The 17,437-nt window shown below is 55.4% G+C and carries 14 protein-coding genes; 5 read left to right on the top strand and 9 right to left on the bottom strand.

Going from position 1 to position 17,437, the window contains the following annotated elements:
* Positions 1-13: 13 nt before the first annotated feature.
* Positions 14-1,951, bottom strand: coding sequence for a murein transglycosylase (gene sltY, locus ACLJZ5_RS14290; protein WP_024797397.1), 1,938 nt, complete (start codon positions 1,949-1,951; stop codon positions 14-16).
* A 208-nt stretch (positions 1,952-2,159) separates the two neighbouring features.
* Here sltY and ettA point away from each other — a divergent pair, with 208 nt between their 5' ends.
* Complete coding sequence (ettA, locus tag ACLJZ5_RS14295) at positions 2,160-3,827, top strand: energy-dependent translational throttle protein EttA (protein WP_000046770.1); 1,668 nt, start codon at positions 2,160-2,162, stop codon at positions 3,825-3,827.
* A 117-nt stretch (positions 3,828-3,944) separates the two neighbouring features.
* On the opposite strand, the gene nadR is transcribed toward ettA, so the two are convergent.
* The 3 genes from nadR to serB form a co-directional block, all read right to left on the bottom strand.
* Positions 3,945-5,177: a multifunctional transcriptional regulator/nicotinamide-nucleotide adenylyltransferase/ribosylnicotinamide kinase NadR gene (gene nadR, locus ACLJZ5_RS14300; protein ID WP_001532645.1), complete on the bottom strand. Its 1,233-nt coding sequence runs from the start codon at positions 5,175-5,177 to the stop codon at positions 3,945-3,947.
* Positions 5,178-5,327: 150 nt separating this feature from the next.
* The gene (gene radA, locus ACLJZ5_RS14305; RefSeq protein ID WP_001029710.1) at positions 5,328-6,710 is read right to left on the bottom strand and encodes a DNA repair protein RadA; all 1,383 of its coding nucleotides are present in this window, start codon (positions 6,708-6,710) and stop codon (positions 5,328-5,330) included.
* 83 nt (positions 6,711-6,793) lie between these two features.
* Entirely contained in the window at positions 6,794-7,762 is a 969-nt protein-coding gene (serB, locus tag ACLJZ5_RS14310; protein ID WP_001132983.1) for a phosphoserine phosphatase, read from the bottom strand.
* Positions 7,763-7,878: 116 nt separating this feature from the next.
* Here serB and ACLJZ5_RS14315 point away from each other — a divergent pair, with 116 nt between their 5' ends.
* Both ACLJZ5_RS14315 and lplA read left to right on the top strand, forming a co-directional pair.
* Entirely contained in the window at positions 7,879-8,523 is a 645-nt protein-coding gene (locus ACLJZ5_RS14315; RefSeq protein WP_000090067.1) for a YtjB family periplasmic protein, read from the top strand.
* Between the two features lie 33 nt (positions 8,524-8,556).
* Positions 8,557-9,573 (top strand): lipoate--protein ligase LplA, encoded by a 1,017-nt coding sequence (gene lplA, locus ACLJZ5_RS14320; RefSeq protein WP_024797396.1) that lies wholly within the window; start codon positions 8,557-8,559, stop codon positions 9,571-9,573.
* Between the two features lie 84 nt (positions 9,574-9,657).
* Here lplA and ACLJZ5_RS14325 read toward each other — a convergent pair whose 3' ends face one another.
* The 5 genes from ACLJZ5_RS14325 to deoC form a co-directional block, all read right to left on the bottom strand.
* Positions 9,658-10,149, bottom strand: coding sequence for an REP-associated tyrosine transposase (locus ACLJZ5_RS14325; protein WP_000073956.1), 492 nt, complete (start codon positions 10,147-10,149; stop codon positions 9,658-9,660).
* Positions 10,150-10,355: 206 nt separating this feature from the next.
* The gene (gene deoD, locus ACLJZ5_RS14330; RefSeq protein WP_000224864.1) at positions 10,356-11,075 is read right to left on the bottom strand and encodes a purine-nucleoside phosphorylase; all 720 of its coding nucleotides are present in this window, start codon (positions 11,073-11,075) and stop codon (positions 10,356-10,358) included.
* Between the two features lie 209 nt (positions 11,076-11,284).
* Entirely contained in the window at positions 11,285-12,508 is a 1,224-nt protein-coding gene (gene deoB, locus ACLJZ5_RS14335; RefSeq protein ID WP_000816454.1) for a phosphopentomutase, read from the bottom strand.
* 51 nt (positions 12,509-12,559) lie between these two features.
* Complete coding sequence (gene deoA, locus ACLJZ5_RS14340; protein WP_000477840.1) at positions 12,560-13,882, bottom strand: thymidine phosphorylase; 1,323 nt, start codon at positions 13,880-13,882, stop codon at positions 12,560-12,562.
* Between the two features lie 123 nt (positions 13,883-14,005).
* Entirely contained in the window at positions 14,006-14,785 is a 780-nt protein-coding gene (deoC, locus tag ACLJZ5_RS14345) for a deoxyribose-phosphate aldolase (protein ID WP_001519713.1), read from the bottom strand.
* Between the two features lie 259 nt (positions 14,786-15,044).
* Here deoC and ACLJZ5_RS14350 point away from each other — a divergent pair, with 259 nt between their 5' ends.
* Positions 15,045-16,595, top strand: coding sequence for a YjjI family glycine radical enzyme (locus ACLJZ5_RS14350; protein ID WP_024797785.1), 1,551 nt, complete (start codon positions 15,045-15,047; stop codon positions 16,593-16,595).
* Complete coding sequence (locus ACLJZ5_RS14355; protein WP_024797786.1) at positions 16,567-17,430, top strand: YjjW family glycine radical enzyme activase; 864 nt, start codon at positions 16,567-16,569, stop codon at positions 17,428-17,430. Before ACLJZ5_RS14350 ends, ACLJZ5_RS14355 begins: the two co-directional genes overlap by 29 nt.
* The last annotated feature ends 7 nt before the right edge of the window (positions 17,431-17,437 follow it).

Raw genomic sequence — 17,437 nt, forward strand, 5'->3', positions numbered from 1 at the left:
TAACCCGTCTGCATTAATACCGTTGCTGCCACTCAGAGTCGCTCATTAAGGCCTCTTTCTGCCCCATAAAGTGGCGATAGTAAGCGTCATAGGCCAGAACGTTTTTCACGTAGCCGCGCGTTTCCGAAAAGGGAATGCTTTCGACAAACGCTACGGCATCGATACGCCCGGCGCTATTGCCAAGCCAGGTGCGCACGCGCCCCGGCCCGGCGTTATACGCCGCCGAGGCGAAAATACGGTTATTACCAAACTGCTGATAGACATACTGCAAATAGCTGGTGCCAATGTTGATGTTGGTCTCCGGCTCCAGCAGTTGGCCGGGGCCGCGGTAGTCCGGAATCGAAAACATTTTCACCGTATGGGTGGCCGTTCCCGGCATAATCTGCATTAAGCCGCTGGCCCCTACCGGCGATTTTACTTTCGGGTTCCAGGCGCTCTCCTGGCGGGCAATCGCCATGGCATAGCTTTGTGAGACATCTTTTCCGCGGGTATAGCGGGTAAAAAGATCGTTATACGCCAGCGGGAAACGCTCCTCCAGATGATCCCACAGTTTTCCGGCGATCGTCGCCTGTACGCTCAGATCCCACCAGTGCTGGTTAAACGCATAGCGCGCCAGCTGCGCCTGTTCAGATTTACTACGGCTTTTTACCAGATTCGCCCATTCGCTGCGCGCCGTGTTATCCAGGTTCCAGTACATCAGCTCCCGTACACGCGCCATCTCCGGCCCCTGCGTCAACGCGCTGTTTACGTTGGCGGGCGCTTTATCGATTTTAAGCGTGTACTCTTCGCCTAAACGCTGCGCCGCGACCATCGGATAAAAACCGCGCTTCTGCATTAAAGCATGAAGGATCTCTTTCGCTTCGGCGTCACGACCGCGCTCCAGCAATAAATCCGCCTGCCAGTAACGCCACTCATCTTTCTCTTTCGCCTCCATCGGCAGGCGGGCAAGCCAGGTATTAAGACCGCGACGATCGCCCATCCCCAGCGCCATACGCACGCGCCGCTCAATAAGCGACGTCGATTGCGAGCGCATAATCGCGTCATCGCGCCATTTCGCCTGCGCATCGGTCACATCGTTGCCCATCAGTCGCCAGGCAACGATATCGCGCAGCGCCTGCGTTTGTTCCTCATTAAGTTTCTGCGCCTGTACCAGCGAGGGGATCATCAGACGCGCATTTTCCGCGTCCTGGCGGGCGACGCTGGCAAACGCGACTTCCGCCATCTGGCGGGTAAAATCGGTGGCGCCGGTGGTGCGTGCGAAGGTCAACACGTTATCAGGGTCATTAGCCAGGGTAATGATCGCTGAGGCGATCGTTTGATATTCCGCCGGCATCTGTCCGGCCAGCACCGTAACCAACCCCGTATTCCCGGCTTTCATCGCCAGCCGAATACGTTCCAGATACGCCAGCGGGTCTTGCTTGCCGGAGGCCCGCCAAACGCTGAACAGTTTATCGCAGGCATTCGGCTGACTTTTGCCGGTCAGCCAAAGGTCTTTCGCGCCCTGCCAGGCCGCTTCCGTTTGCCCGGTACTCCATTTCGCGTAGTAATAGTTACATTGCGCTTCCGTGGTGCCGGGTTTCTCCGGGCTAAACGCCAGCAAGCCGCGCCAGTCTTCACGACGCGCCAGCTCATTGACGAAGCGTGATTGCAGCGTACGCGCAGGCGGAAGCGTAGGATTGGCGCGCACAAACTGCGTGACAGCAACCGCCGGTTGGTTCATCAAATCGTCGGTGATCTTACGGTATTCCAGATACGGGTAGAGCGGATAATCTTTCAGACCCGGCATCATCTGCTCTACCACATCCATCTGGCGGTTGTCCCAGGCCTGCTTAATCTGCGCATAGCGGTTACGCTGCTCTTCCAGTGAGTCGGCCCGCGCGAGGTGACAAAAGGTCAGCAGGCATACGCTGGCGGCGACGAGACGCCAGACAAATGGTTTGGCTCTATCCACAAGCTCTTCCTCAATTGTTATCCAATGCAGCATCATGCCGCGTAATGAATTTATGCTAACCAGTCATAGCCATTTGCGCCACGTTACGGACACTTTTTTACTTTTATTGCGAGTGCGATCTGCTGGCTGGGCTTAGGCAGGGAAAAAGGCTACACTTCGCCTTTGAAATCTATTCACCATCACGATAAACATAGAGGCGAAGTCCAACGTGGCTCAATTCGTTTATACCATGCATCGTGTCGGCAAAGTGGTTCCGCCGAAACGTCATATTCTGAAAAACATCTCGCTGAGCTTCTTCCCTGGCGCCAAAATCGGCGTGCTGGGCCTTAACGGCGCCGGTAAGTCTACCCTGCTGCGCATCATGGCGGGTCTCGATAAAGATATCGAGGGCGAAGCGCGCCCACAGCCCGGTATTAAGATTGGCTACCTGCCGCAGGAACCTCAGCTAAACCCGGAACACACGGTACGAGAGTCGATTGAAGAGGCCGTTTCGGAAGTGGTTAACGCCCTCAAACGTCTGGATGAAGTGTACGCGCTGTATGCCGATCCGGATGCCGACTTCGACAAGCTGGCGGCAGAGCAAGGCCGGCTTGAAGAGATTATCCAGGCGCACGACGGTCATAATCTGAACGTGCAGCTTGAGCGCGCTGCTGACGCTCTGCGTCTGCCGGACTGGGATGCCAAAGTCGAAAAACTGTCCGGCGGCGAGCGCCGTCGCGTGGCGCTGTGCCGTCTGTTGCTGGAAAAGCCGGACATGCTGCTGCTCGACGAACCCACCAACCACCTGGATGCCGAATCTGTTGCGTGGCTGGAACGTTTCCTGCACGACTTCGAAGGCACCGTCGTGGCGATTACCCACGACCGTTACTTCCTCGATAACGTCGCCGGTTGGATTCTGGAACTTGACCGCGGCGAAGGTATTCCGTGGGAAGGCAACTACTCCTCCTGGCTGGAGCAGAAAGATCAGCGTCTGGCGCAGGAAGCGTCTGCCGAAGCGGCGCGCCGTAAATCCATTGAGAAAGAGCTGGAGTGGGTGCGTCAGGGCGCGAAAGGCCGTCAGTCGAAAGGTAAGGCGCGTCTGGCTCGCTTTGAAGAACTGAACAGCGTTGAGTATCAGAAACGTAACGAAACCAACGAACTGTTTATTCCACCAGGACCGCGTCTGGGCGACAAAGTCATTGAAGTCAGCAACCTGCGTAAATCCTACGGCGACCGCGTACTGATCGATGACCTGAGCTTCTCGGTACCGAAAGGCGCTATCGTCGGGATCATCGGGCCAAACGGCGCGGGTAAATCGACCCTGTTCCGCATGATGTCCGGTCAGGAGCAGCCTGATAGCGGCACTATTACGCTGGGTGAAACCGTCAAGCTGGCCTCGGTCGATCAGTTCCGCGACGCGATGGACAATAGCAAAACCGTCTGGGAAGAAGTGTCCGGCGGGCTGGATATCATGAAGATCGGCAATACCGAAATGCCAAGCCGCGCCTATGTAGGCCGCTTCAACTTCAAAGGCGTCGATCAGGGCAAACGCGTTGGCGAACTGTCCGGCGGTGAGCGCGGTCGTTTGCATCTGGCGAAGCTGCTGCAGGTGGGCGGCAACGTCCTGCTGCTCGACGAACCGACGAACGACCTGGATATCGAAACCCTGCGCGCGCTGGAAAACGCCCTGCTGGAGTTCCCTGGCTGCGCGATGGTTATCTCGCACGACCGTTGGTTCCTTGACCGTATCGCCACCCACATCCTGGATTATCAGGATGAAGGTAAGGTGGAATTCTTCGAAGGCAACTTTACCGAATACGAAGAGTACAAGAAACGCACGCTGGGCGCCGAGGCGCTGGAGCCGAAGCGTATCAAGTACAAGCGTATTGCCAAATAAATGTCTGAATGCCGGGTGGCGCTTGCGCTTACCCGGCCTACAAACCCAGCGATTCCAGTACGTTGTGAAACTGTAGGCCTGATAAGACGCGGTAAGCGTCGCATCAGGCATTGGTTCTTATCCCTGCTCGCCCATCATCTCTTTCACCAGTTCCACACAGCGCAAAAAGCGGCCATCGTAATCAGCCTCTTTAACGTGAACGAACTCAATGTTGTTCTCTTTCAGCATCTCGACCAGCAGGTTCTGGAACGCTTTGCGATCCACTGAACTGCCCAGGCTTCGCAGTCCGTCAGCTATCCACGGCGTATTATTCTCCAGCAAAATCACCAGGTCGAAGCGATACTCGTCGATCAGCGCCTGGACAAACGGATGCTCGCGCCCTTCGTATTTTTTGCAAAATGCCTGGGTGGTGACGAAATCGGTATCGATAAACGCCACTTTATTCGCATATTTCACTGCAAAATCAATATATTGCGCATGACCCAGCGCAATTTTATCGTAGTCGGAATACTGTAACGCCATCTCATCGCCGCCCAGATGCGAAAAGACATAGTCGCGGCCATATTCCCAGGCGCTGGTGGTATTAAAAATATTGGCGAGCTTATTGACCAGCGTAGACTTGCCGCTTGATTCCCCGCCCAGAATCGCGACGGTACGCACGAAAAACGGCTTCACTTCGGTAGGAATATATTCCCAGTAACGAAACGGATTTTCGCGGATTTGCGCCCCGCTGATATTCATAAACGTGCGTTCAGGATCGACCAGCACCGTCTCAATCCCTAAATGCTCAAGATACTGCGGCGCATCAGCCTCTTCGGAAGTGTAGATCCAGCTCGGCTGTATTCCCTTCTCTGCCATAAACGCTTTAATGCCGTTGCTCCAGACGTCCCAGCCATGCGGATAAGGCTCCATCCCCTCTTCATTAAAGGCGTGGATGCGAATATTTTTTTGGTATTTGAAGGTTTGCAATAACCAGCGCAGGCGATCCGACACGGTGGGCTGCTGCGACATGGCGCTATCCTCAAACAGCCCGCGGTCGCGCGTATCGTCATATCCCATAATGATGTGCAACTCATCCACCTGGCTACAGGCGCGCTGGATCAAGTAGATGTGTCCGGTATGCAATGGATAAAATTTACCGAACACCACGCCAATGTTTTTCTGTCGGCGGGGAAACTCCAGCCCGAGAAAACGGTGTAGCGCCTCCAGTTTTTGCGCGCTGGGGCTTTTGATTTTGGCGTTAAGTAACTGACTCAGATACCCCTTGGTCATACCGCTGGCGTCAGCCACCTGTTGCAGAGTGCAACCTTGCTGCTTAATCGCGGTTTTGAGATAGTCGAACGATGACACAAGAGCCTCCTGCTGGAAAAATCGCATAACACTGCCTGACGGCGCTTCGCTTATCAGGCCTACAACATCAATCCGTATCAATCCGTAGGCCGGATAAGACGCATTGCATCGCCATCCGGCAAATTATACAACATCACTGCATACAGAGAATTATAAGTCGTCAAACACGCTTAACGCATCTGCGAGCTTTTTAACACCGAACACCTGCATTCCTTCCGGCGGCTTTTTCGGTACGTTGGCGGCAGGCACAATCGCCCGACGAAAACCGTGTTTCGCCGCCTCGGAAATACGCTCCTGCCCGCTCGGCACCGGACGAATCTCGCCTGCCAGCCCCACTTCGCCAAACACCACCAGATCCTGCGGCAACGGCCTGTCACGCAGGCTGGAGACCATCGCCAGCAGTAAAGCCAGATCCGCGCTGGTTTCGGTGACTTTCACGCCGCCGACCACGTTGACGAAGACGTCCTGATCCGACATTTGCAGACCGCCGTGTCGGTGCAGCACCGCCAGCAGGATTGCCAGACGGTTTTGTTCCAGACCGACCGCCACGCGTCTGGGGTTCGCCATCATCGAGTGATCGACCAGCGCCTGAATCTCCACCAGCAACGGTCGCGTACCTTCCCAGACGACCATCACTGAACTGCCGGAAGTGACCTCATCGCCACGGCTTAAAAAGATGGCGGACGGATTGCTCACTTCGCGCAACCCCTGTTCGGTCATGGCGAAGACGCCCAGCTCATTGACTGCGCCAAAGCGGTTTTTGTGGCTGCGCAGCGTGCGGAAACGAGAATCGGCGTCGCCGTCGAGCAATACTGAGCAATCGATACAGTGTTCCAGCACTTTCGGCCCCGCCAGCGACCCGTCTTTGGTGACGTGGCCGACCATCACGATCGCCACGCCGCGCGTTTTGGCGAAGCGCGTCAGGTAGGCTGCCGTTTCGCGGACCTGGGCGACGCTGCCCGGCGACGACTGGATGTCCGCCATATGCATCACCTGTATGGAGTCGATCACCATCAGTTTCGGCTGTTCTTCTTCGGCAATCAGACAAATTTGTTCGATGCTGGTTTCCGACAGCATATTCAGATTAGCGGTCGGCAGGCCAAGCCGATGCGCGCGCATCGCCACCTGCTGTAGCGATTCTTCGCCGGTGACGTACAGCGTTTTCATCTGCTCGGCGAGCTTGCACAGCGTTTGTAGCAGCAACGTTGATTTGCCCGCGCCGGGGTTACCGCCAATCAAAATGGCGCTGCCGGGTACCACCCCGCCGCCCAGCACGCGGTCAAACTCTTTAAAACCGGTAGAAAAGCGCGGCAATTCCTCAAGACTGATGTCAGACAGTTTCTGCACTTTTGATACGCCCGCACTGCCGGCGTATCCGCTCAGACGTTCGTTACGCGCCACCGTCGGCGATGCGGCAAGGCGCACCTCGGTAATGGTGTTCCAGGCATGGCAGGCGCTGCATTGCCCCTGCCAGCGCGGGTAATCGGCCCCGCATTCATTGCAAACAAAGGCGCGTTTGGGAGCTTTTGCCACGTTTTACCTCTTTCGTTAACGCTGTTGCCGGATGGCGCTGGCGCTTATCCGGCCTACGGTCGCCTTGCCATTGGGCAGGTTAATCATTTCTGGTTCATGCTGCCGGAGAGAATGCAAAACACGCCCATCAGGTCAGCGTGGCGGATCGTAATCTCCGTCTTTTCGTTTACTTTTGGCTTGGCATGGAAGGCAATACCTAACCCTGCCGCTTTGATCATGGGCAGATCGTTAGCGCCGTCGCCAATCGCCACCGTCTGCGCCAGCGGGATGTCATGCTCTTGCGCCAGACGAAGCAAGGTATTGGCTTTATACTCAGCATCCACAATATCGCCGATAACGTGGCCGGTAAATTTACCGTCCATGATCTCCAGCTCATTGGCGACCGCCGCCGTCAGACGTAGCTGGTCACGCAGATAGTCGGCGAAGAAAGTGAAGCCGCCGGAGGCGATAGCGATTTTCCAGCCAAGCGCTTCCAGTTTTAGCACCAGCTGCGTTAATCCTGGCATTAGCGGCAGATTCCCGCGCACCTGGCGCAAAATATCGGCATCCGCGCCTTTCAGCGTCGCCACGCGGCTGCGCAGGCTGGCGGTAAAATCAAGCTCGCCGCGCATCGCGCGCTCCGTCACTTCAGCCACCTTCTCACCGGTACCGGCCAGCTTCGCGATTTCATCGATACACTCAATTTGGATCGCCGTGGAATCCATATCCATGACCAGCAGCCCCGGCGTGCGCAGATGCGGAATTTTACCCAGCGGCGCGACATCCAGCTGCGCCTCATGCGCCAGCCGCGTCGCACGCGGCGTCAGCGACCCCGCCAGACGAATGACCTGATAATCCTCCACGCACCAGGCGGCGACAATCACCATTGCGGCGCCCAGTTTGGTCTGATATTGAGTTAAACGCTGCTTATCCAGCCCGCGCCCATACAGCAGCCAACCGCTGCGGCCTGCATGGTAATCCAGAGGCATCACCTCGTCGCCGCTTAAAGAAAGAGGCAAACCAGGCCATAAAGAGACATCTTCAGGCAGATCGCACCAGGTAATGTTAGGCATTAAAGCTCCTGTAAATCGTTCAGGCCGGTAACCGCCCCGCGGAAAATAACGCATGAGGCTACCTTGTAACCATCGCTTCTGGCAACATTAAGCCTCAAATTTTCAGCAGGTGGAATATGGCTCGCGCAAAACTGAAATTTCGGCTGCATCGTGCAGTCATTGTATTGTTCTGTCTCACACTGCTCGTCGCGCTCATGCAGGGCGCTTCATGGTTTAGTCAAAACCACCAGCGACAGCGCAATCCGCAGCTGGAAGAGCTGGCCCGCACGCTGGCGCGCCAGGTGACGCTCAACATCGCCCCGCTGATGCGCAGCGAAACACCGGATGAAAATCGCATCAACGCCGTGCTGCGTCAGCTCACGCAAGAGAGCCGTATTCTGGATGCCGGCGTCTATGATGAACAGGGCGATCTTATTACTCGCGCTGGCGAAAGCGTCAATGTGCGCGACAGGCTGGCGCTGGATGGCAAAAAAGCGGGCAGCTATTTTAACCAACAAATTGTCGAGCCTATCCAGGGGAAAAACGGCCCCTTGGGTTACCTGCGTCTGACGCTGGATACCCACACGCTGGCCACCGAAGCAAAGCAGGTCGATAACACCACCAACATTCTACGCCTGATGCTGCTACTCTCGCTGGCGATAGGCGTGGTGCTGACGCGCACCTTGCTACAAGGTAAACGCACCCGCTGGCAGCAGTCGCCCTTCCTGCTAACGGCCAGCAAGCCTGTTCCGGAAGAGGAAGAGCGTGAGGAAAAAGAGTAAAATGACGGCTTAATAAAGGTAAGGAAAACCACCATGACAACATTACGCCTGCTTATTTCTGACTCTTACGATCCCTGGTTTAACCTGGCGGTCGAGGAGTGCATTTTCCGCCAGATGCCCGCCACCCAGCGCGTGCTGTTCCTGTGGCGCAACGCGGATACGGTGGTGATTGGACGCGCGCAAAACCCGTGGAAAGAGTGTAATACGCGGCGTATGGAAGAAGATAATGTCCGTCTGGCCCGCCGTAGCAGCGGCGGCGGTGCGGTATTCCATGACCTCGGTAATACCTGTTTTACCTTTATGGCCGGTAAACCGGAATACGATAAAACCATCTCCACCCATATTGTGCTCGCGGCGCTGAATTCACTGGGGGTCATGGCCGATGCTTCGGGACGCAACGATCTGGTCGTAAAAACGCCGGACGGCGATCGCAAAGTCTCCGGTTCAGCCTATCGCGAAACCAAAGATCGCGGTTTCCATCACGGTACGCTGCTGTTGAACGCCGACCTCAGCCGTCTGGCGAACTATCTGAATCCCGATAAAAAGAAACTTGCGGCGAAAGGGATTACCTCCGTTCGCTCCCGCGTGGCCAATCTTACCGAGCTATTACCGGGTATCACCCATGAACAGGTCTGCCAGGCGGTCACGGAAGCCTTTTTCGCCCATTACGGCGAACGCGTCGACGCGGAAGTGATTTCACCGGATAAAACGCCGGATCTGCCGAATTTTGCCGAAACCTTTGCGCGCCAGAGCAGTTGGGAGTGGAATTTCGGCCAGGCACCGGCGTTCAGCCATCTGCTGGACGAGCGTTTCACCTGGGGCGGCGTCGAGCTGCATTTTGACGTCGAGAAAGGTCATATCACCCGTGCGCAGGTGTTTACCGATAGCCTGAACCCGGCACCGCTGGAAGCGCTGGCGGGGCGGCTGCACGGCTGTTTGTACCGCGCGGATAAACTACAGGAAACGTGCGAAGCGCTGATAGCGACGTTTCCGGAACAGGAGAGTGAGTTGCGGGAACTGGCGAATTGGGTCGCAGGGGCCGTGCGTTAAAGAATTGCCGGATGGCAGCTACGCCTTATCCGGCCTACAAATGAGTGCTTTCTGTAGGCCGGATAAGCAACGCGCCATCCGGCATTACCGCCACTCACCAGCGTCAAGATCCCTCACCTCCCCCGCCCAATCAACCGGGTAAACGCCATTGCGAACATCACGATGAAAGGTCGAAAACGGCCAGTCCTGCACCCGCCTTACCCAACCGTGCTTCACGGGGTTGAAGTAGAGGTAATCGGCATGTCGGCGAAAGTCCTTTTCGTCGCGAATCGCGTGCTCCCAGAATCGTGGCTGCCACACGTCATGGCGCATTATCGATTTGGTAAATAACTTTTTAAGCTCCCGCCAGCGAGATGAAAAGTCACAATCGTTCTCAGGAAGCGTCCAGATGCAATGCAGATGCTCAGGCAACACGACAAAAGCATCAATTTGAAAAGGCTTCGTATTTTTCACTCGGCGAATAGCAGAGCGTAATTCCGCAATCTGACGGACAAGTAAATCACTTTTCCGGTTTTTCAGATTAACCGTGAAAAACCAGGTTCCACCGTTAATGTAATAACGACGATAGTTCGACATTTTGTTCATTCCTTAAACAAAATCCAAACGTAACGGGTTAATAGCAAAAGGCAATGCGGAGAGGGTAATTCGGGAATGAGGCTCGCAGTATAAACAGCAGATTGCCGGATGGCGGCTACGCCTTATCCAGCCTACAAGTCGATCCGGTAACAACCGCAGGCCGTTGTAGGCCCGGTAAGCGAAGCGCCACCGGGCACAGCACAATCTTACTCTTTATCGCCCAGCAGTACGGATTCCAGTGCGATTTTGATCATGTCGTTGAAGGTCGTCTGCCGTTCAGCGGCAGTGGTCTGCTCGTGGGTACGGATGTGGTCGGACACGGTGCAGATAGTCAGCGCTTTCGCGCCAAACTCAGCCGCAACGCCGTAGATGCCCGCCGCTTCCATCTCTACGCCCAGTACGCCGTATTTTTCCATCACGTCGAACATTTCGCCGTCCGGAGAGTAGAACAGGTCTGCGGAGAACAGGTTGCCCACGCGCGCGTCTACGCCCAGCGCTTTTGCTGCGTCAACCGCGTTACGCACCATGTCGAAGTCAGCGATAGCCGCGAAGTCATGATCTTTAAAACGGATACGGTTCACTTTGGAGTCGGTGCAGGCACCCATACCGATCACCACGTCGCGCAGTTTGACGTCCATGCGCACAGCGCCGCAGGAGCCGACGCGAATGATTTTCTTCACGCCGAAATCGGTGATCAGCTCTTTGGTATAGATGGAGCAGGACGGGATACCCATACCGTGGCCCATCACGGAGATCTTACGGCCTTTGTAAGTCCCGGTGAAACCTAACATGCCGCGAACGTTGTTCACTTCGCGGACATCTTCGAGGAAAGTCTCAGCAATGTGCTTCGCACGCAGCGGGTCGCCCGGCATCAATACGACGTCAGCGAAATCACCCATTTCTGCATTAATATGTGGAGTTGCCATCTTCAGTTCCCTTTAAATTTGTTGTTATTGCCTGATGGCGGCTACGCCTTATCAGGCCTACAAAACGTGTGTAAAAACAGTGAAATACCCTAAGGATTTCGCGTTGCAGGAAGGCGACGAATTCGTGAATCCCCGGGAGCATAGATTAACTATGTGACCGGGGTGAGCGAATGAAGTCAACGCATCTACAGCGCGAAAGACAACGGGTATCACAGCATGTTTTTACCGTAGTCCATTGGCGATGTACCAAAGTAGGTCGCCAGCGTCTGGCCGATATCCGCGAAGGTTTCACGGTGACCTAAAGAGCCCGGTTTGACTTTTGGACCGTAGATCAGCACCGGAATGTGCTCACGGGTATGGTCAGTACCGGTCCAGCTCGGGTCACAGCCGTGGTCAGCGGTCAGGATCAGAATGTCATCTTCACCCACCAGCTCCATCAGCTCCGGCAGACGGCGGTCAAACAGCTCCAGACCTGCGGCGTAGCCCGCGATGTCGCGACGGTGGCCCCAGGAAGAGTCGAAGTCGACGAAGTTAGTGAAGACGATGGTTTTATCGCCCGCTTCTTTCATCTCTTTGAGGGTCGCGTCGAACAGCGCGTCCAGACCGGTCGCTTTCACTTTCTTAGTGATGCCGCAGTTGGCGTAGATGTCGGCAATCTTACCGACGGACACCACGTGGCCCTGTTTTTCATCGACCAGTTTCTGCAGCACGGTCGGCGCTGGCGGTTCAACGGCCAGGTCGTGACGGTTACCGGTACGCTGGAAGTTACCGGCCTTGTCGCCGATAAACGGACGCGCGATCACGCGGCCAATGTTGTAGCCGCCTTCGGTCAGCTCTTCACGGGCGATTTCGCACAGCTCGTAGAGTTTATCCAGGCCAAAGGTCTCTTCGTGGCAGGCAATCTGGAACACGGAGTCAGCGGAGGTGTAGAAAATCGGCTTGCCGGTTTTCATGTGCTCTTCGCCGAGCTGGTCCAGAATAACGGTGCCGGAAGAGTGGCAGTTACCGAGATAGCCCGGCAGGTTGGCGCGTTTCACCAGCTTATCCAGCAGTTCCTGCGGGAAGCTGTTTTCGTGATCGCTGAAATAGCCCCAGTCGAACAGCACCGGCACGCCGGCGATTTCCCAGTGGCCGGACGGCGTATCTTTGCCGGAGGACAGTTCGTGCGCCCATGCGTATGCGCCAATAACGTCCGCGTTGCCGTCCATGCCGGCGGCAATTTTACCGGTAGAGCCTTCATGCGCTTTCACCAGCCCCAGACGAGTCAGGTTAGGCAGATTCAACGGGCCTTTACGGCCATTGTCAGCTTCGCCTTTGGCGCAAGCTTCTGCGATGTGGCCCAGAGTGTCGGAACCTACGTCGCCAAAACGATCCGCGTCTTCAGTAGCGCCGATGCCGAATGAGTCCAGCACCATAATAAATGCACGTTTCATATCTTCTCCGTACTTAGTGCTTCAAAAATAATTGATCAGATCAGTATACAACTATTCAGTAATTCGACGATAGACCGAAGGTGTGCTTGCTGGCGCTTTATCGTCAAGGATAATTGCCGCTTTGACGGCCTTCGCCGCTTCCTGCCAACTGGTTTCGTCTTTGGCATGAATCACCGCCAGCGGGCGCTGCCCGTCGATGCTGTCGCCCAGACGGGCCATGTCGGTAAAGCCAACGCTGTAATCAATGGTATCTGACGCCTGACGACGGCCGCCGCCCATCGAGACGACCGCCATCCCCAGCGCACGCGTATCCATTGCGCTGATAAACCCTTCGGTATCAGCATATACCGCTTTGCTCAACATGGCGGTCGGCAGGTATTTATCGTAGTTCTCAACGAAATCGCTCGGCCCTTTCTGCGCGGCCACCATACGACCAAAGACTTCTGCCGCTTTACCGTTATCCAGCACCGCCTGCAGTTTGGCACGCGCTTCGGCGTCGTCTTTCGCCAGCTGGCCGGAGATCAGCATCTCCACGCATAGCGCCATGGTAACGTCAAACAAGCGCGGATTGCGGTATTCACCGGTCAGGAACTGCACGGCTTCACGCACTTCCACCGCGTTACCGGCGCTCGAAGCCAGCACCTGGTTCATATCGGTTAACAACGCCGTAGTGCGAACTCCCGCGCCGTTTGCCACGCCAACAATCGCTTCAGCAAGGGCTTCAGAAAGTTCATAGGTTGGCATAAACGCGCCACTGCCGACTTTGACGTCCATTACCAGCGCATCCAGCCCTTCGGCCAGTTTCTTGGCGAGGATGGAACCAGTGATCAGCGGAATAGAGTCCACCGTCGCGGTAATATCGCGGGTGGCGTAAAAACGTTTGTCCGCCGGTGCAAGCGAGCTGGTCTGCCCAATAATCGCCACACCCACGTCTTGAATAATTTCGCGGAAACGGTTGTCGTCCGGGAAGATATCAAAGCCCGGGATCGCTTCCAGTTTGTCGAGCGTACCGCCGGTATGTCCAAGGCCGCGACCGGAGATCATCGGCACATAACCGCCGCAGGCCGCTACCATTGGCCCCAGCATCAGAGACGTCACGTCCCCTACGCCGCCGGTCGAATGCTTATCGACAATCGGGCCATTGAGATTCAGGCTTTTCCAGTCAAGGACAGTACCGGAATCCCGCATCGCCATGGTCAGCGAAACACGCTCCGGCATGGTCATATCGTGGAAGAAGATGGTCATCGCCAGGGCGGCAATCTGCCCTTCAGAGATAGTATTGTCACGAATACCATTGATAAAGAAACGAATTTCTTCGTCACTCAACGCATGACCATCACGCTTTTTACGAATAATTTCTTGTGCGAGAAACACGGTACCCTCCTGAGGGAAAAGAGTAGAAGGCTTACATCGCCGGATGGCGGCTAACGCCTTATCCGGCCTACAGGCCTGGATTTGTAGGCCGGATAAGCGCAGCGCCATCCGGCAAATCAGAGCTTAGTAGCTGCTGGCGCTCTTACCGTCGCCGTGACCCAGCGCTTTCAGCAGGCTTGCCAGCAGGCTGGATGCGCCAAAGCGGTAGTGACGAGAATCTGCCCAGTCAGCGCCAAATAGTTCGTCTGCAATCGCGAGGAATTTCTGCGCGTCTTCCGCCGTACGTACGCCGCCCGCCGGTTTGAAGCCAACGGTTTTGGAAACGCCCATGTCGCGGATCACTTCCATCATGATGCGCGCGCTTTCCGGCGTAGCGTTTACCGGCACTTTACCGGTAGAGGTTTTGATGAAATCCGCACCGGCTTTGATGGAGATTTCAGAGGCTTTACGAATCAGCGCCTCTTCTTTCAGCTCGCCGGTTTCAATGATCACTTTCAGCAATACGTTCGCTGCGGCACAAGCGTCTTTACAGGCTTTTACCAGGTCAAAACCCACCTGCTCGTTACCGGCGATCAACGCGCGGTACGGGAATACCACGTCCACTTCGTCAGCGCCGTAGGCGATCGCCGCACGGGTTTCCGCCAGCGCAATATCGATGTCATCATTGCCATGCGGGAAGTTAGTCACCGTTGCAATGCGGATGTCCGGGGTACCTTGTTCTTTCAGAGTTTTACGCGCAATCGGGATAAAACGCGGGTAAATACAAATCGCCGCCGTATTCCCGACCGGGGTTTTTGCCTGATGACACAACGCGATCACTTTTTCATTGGTGTCGTCATCGTTCAGAGTGGTCAGATCCATCAGTTTGAGCGCACGCAGGCTGCTTGCTTTTAAATCAGTCATGACATTCTCCAACGGCATTGCCGTATAAAATTTCACCTTGCGAGTCTGTTAATATTCTAACATTCAATCGCGTTTACACTTCGATATACATCACAGTTAATGAAAACTACGTACAAATTTGCATTACTGTAATGAGATCTGAATCAAATTATCCCGCCGTCACCGCCTGTTCTTCGAGCGATAAGCGCATCAGGATCAAAGTCGGTTTGCCGCCATTTTCTACAATAGCGCATCGTCCCGGCATAAAGAGGAAACGAAGATGCCTGCCTCATGCGAAACTGCGCTCCAGCAGCGTTGCCAGCAAATTGTGACCAGCCCGGTGCTCACGCCTGAACAAAAACGCCATTTTCTGGCGCTGGAAGCTGAAAACGCCCTGCCTTATCCCCCCCTGCCGGAAGATGCCCGCCAGGCGCTGGATGAAGGCGTCATTTGCGATATGTTTGAGGGGCACGCCCCCTTCAAACCGCGCTACGTGTTGCCCGATTACGCCCGATTTCTGGCTAACGGTTCACAGTGGCTGGAACTGGAAGGCGCGAAAGATCTGGATGATGCGTTATCCCTACTCACCATTCTGTATCATCACGTACCTTCCGTGACGTCCATGCCGGTTTATCTCGGCCAGCTTGATGCGTTGCTGCAACCGTATGTTAGAATTCTAACACAAGATGCGATCGATATTCGAATAAAACGTTTCTGGCGTTATCTCGACAGAACGCTGCCAGACGCCTTTATGCATGCCAATATTGGCCCTGCCGATACGCCTGTCACACGAGCGATTTTGCGCGCTGATGCCGAGCTAAAGCAGGTGGCGCCTAACCTGACGTTTATCTACGATGCGGAAACTACGCCGGACGATCTGCTGCTGGAGGTCGCCAAAAACATTTGTGAATGTAGTAAGCCACACATTTCCAATGGCCCTGTAAATGATAAAATTTTCACAAAAGGTCATTATGGCATCGTCAGTTGTTATAACTCGCTACCGCTTGGCGGCGGCGGCAGTACGCTGGTACGTCTTAACCTGAAAGCCGTGGCAGAACGCAGTACGTCTGTCGATGACTTCTTTTCACGTACGCTACCGCACTACTGCCGACAGCAGATCGCCATCATTAATTCACGATGTGAATTCCTCTATGAAAAGTCACATTTCTTTGAGAATAGCTTTCTTGTACAGGAAGGTTTGATCGATCCCGAACGTTTTGCGCCGATGTTCGGTATGTACGGGCTGGCGGAAGCCGTGAATCTGCTGTGCGAAAACGCGGGCCTGAACGCCCGTTACGGCAAGAATGAAACGGCGAACGAGCTGGGCTACCGTATTAGCGCCCAACTGGCGGATTTCGTCGAAAATACGCCAGTGAAGTATGGCTGGAAGCAACGGGCGCTGCTCCATGCCCAGTCTGGCATCAGTTCCGATATCGGCACTACGCCGGGCGCGCGTCTGCCGTATGGCGATGAACCGGACCCTATCACCCATTTACAAACCGTCGCACCGCACCATGCCTTTTATCATGCCGGGATCAGCGACATTCTGACGCTGGACGAAACCATCAAGCGTAATCCGCAGGCGTTGGTCCAGCTTTGTCTTGGCGCGTTCAAAGCCGGGATGCGGGAATTTACCGCCAATGTCAGCGGCAACGATCTGGTGCGCGTCACCGGTTATATGGTGCGCCTGTCGGATCTGGCGAAATTTCGCGCCGAAGGCTCGCGCACGAATACCACCTGGCTGGGAGAAGAAGCCGCACGTAATACCCGCATCCTGGAACGACAGCCACGCGTAGTCAGCCATGAACAACAGATGCGCTTTAGTCAGTAAGATCATTGCGTTTTCCTGCGTCGATGGGCCAGGCAGCCGCCTGGCATTATTCTTACAGGGCTGCAATTTGCGCTGCAAGAATTGCCATAACCCGTGGACGATGGGACGCTGTAACGACTGCGGGGAATGCGTATCGCAGTGTCCGCACCACGCCCTCAGCGTTGATGGCGGGAAAGTAGTATGGCGGTCGGACGTCTGCGAGCAGTGCGATACCTGCCTGAAAATGTGCCCACAGCAGGCAACGCCAATGGCGCAGACCATGAGCGTGGACGATGTGCTGCGTCATATTCGTAAAGCATCGCTGTTTATTGAAGGCATTACCGTCAGCGGCGGAGAGGCGACCACGCAATTACCGTTTATTGTGGCGCTATTTACGGCGATCAAAGCCGATCCGCAGTTACAACGGCTGACCTGTCTGGTGGACAGTAATGGTCAGTTAAGCGAGACCGGCTGGCAAAAACTACTGCCGGTTTGCGACGGCGTAATGCTCGATCTGAAAGCCTGGAAGAGCGAGTGTCATCACCGTCTGACCGGACGTGATAACACGCATATTAAGCACAGTATCCGCTTTCTTGCTGCGCAGGGAAAACTGGCGGAGCTGCGGTTGCTGGTTATCCCGGGTCAGGTGGACTATGCGGCGCATATTGATTCACTGGCGGCGTTTATTACTTCGCTGGGCGAGGTTCCGGTGCGCCTGAATGCCTTTCATGCGCATGGCGTCTATGGCGAAGCGAAAGACTGGCCAGGCGCGACGCCGCAAGAGGTGGAACGGCTGGCTGACGGATTGCGCGCGCGTGGGGTGGCGAAGCTGATTTTGCCGGCGCTATATTTGTAAGCGTCAC

This window comes from Salmonella sp. 5800, assembly GCF_046558195.1.
Classification (GTDB): Bacteria; Pseudomonadota; Gammaproteobacteria; order Enterobacterales; family Enterobacteriaceae; genus Salmonella; species Salmonella enterica.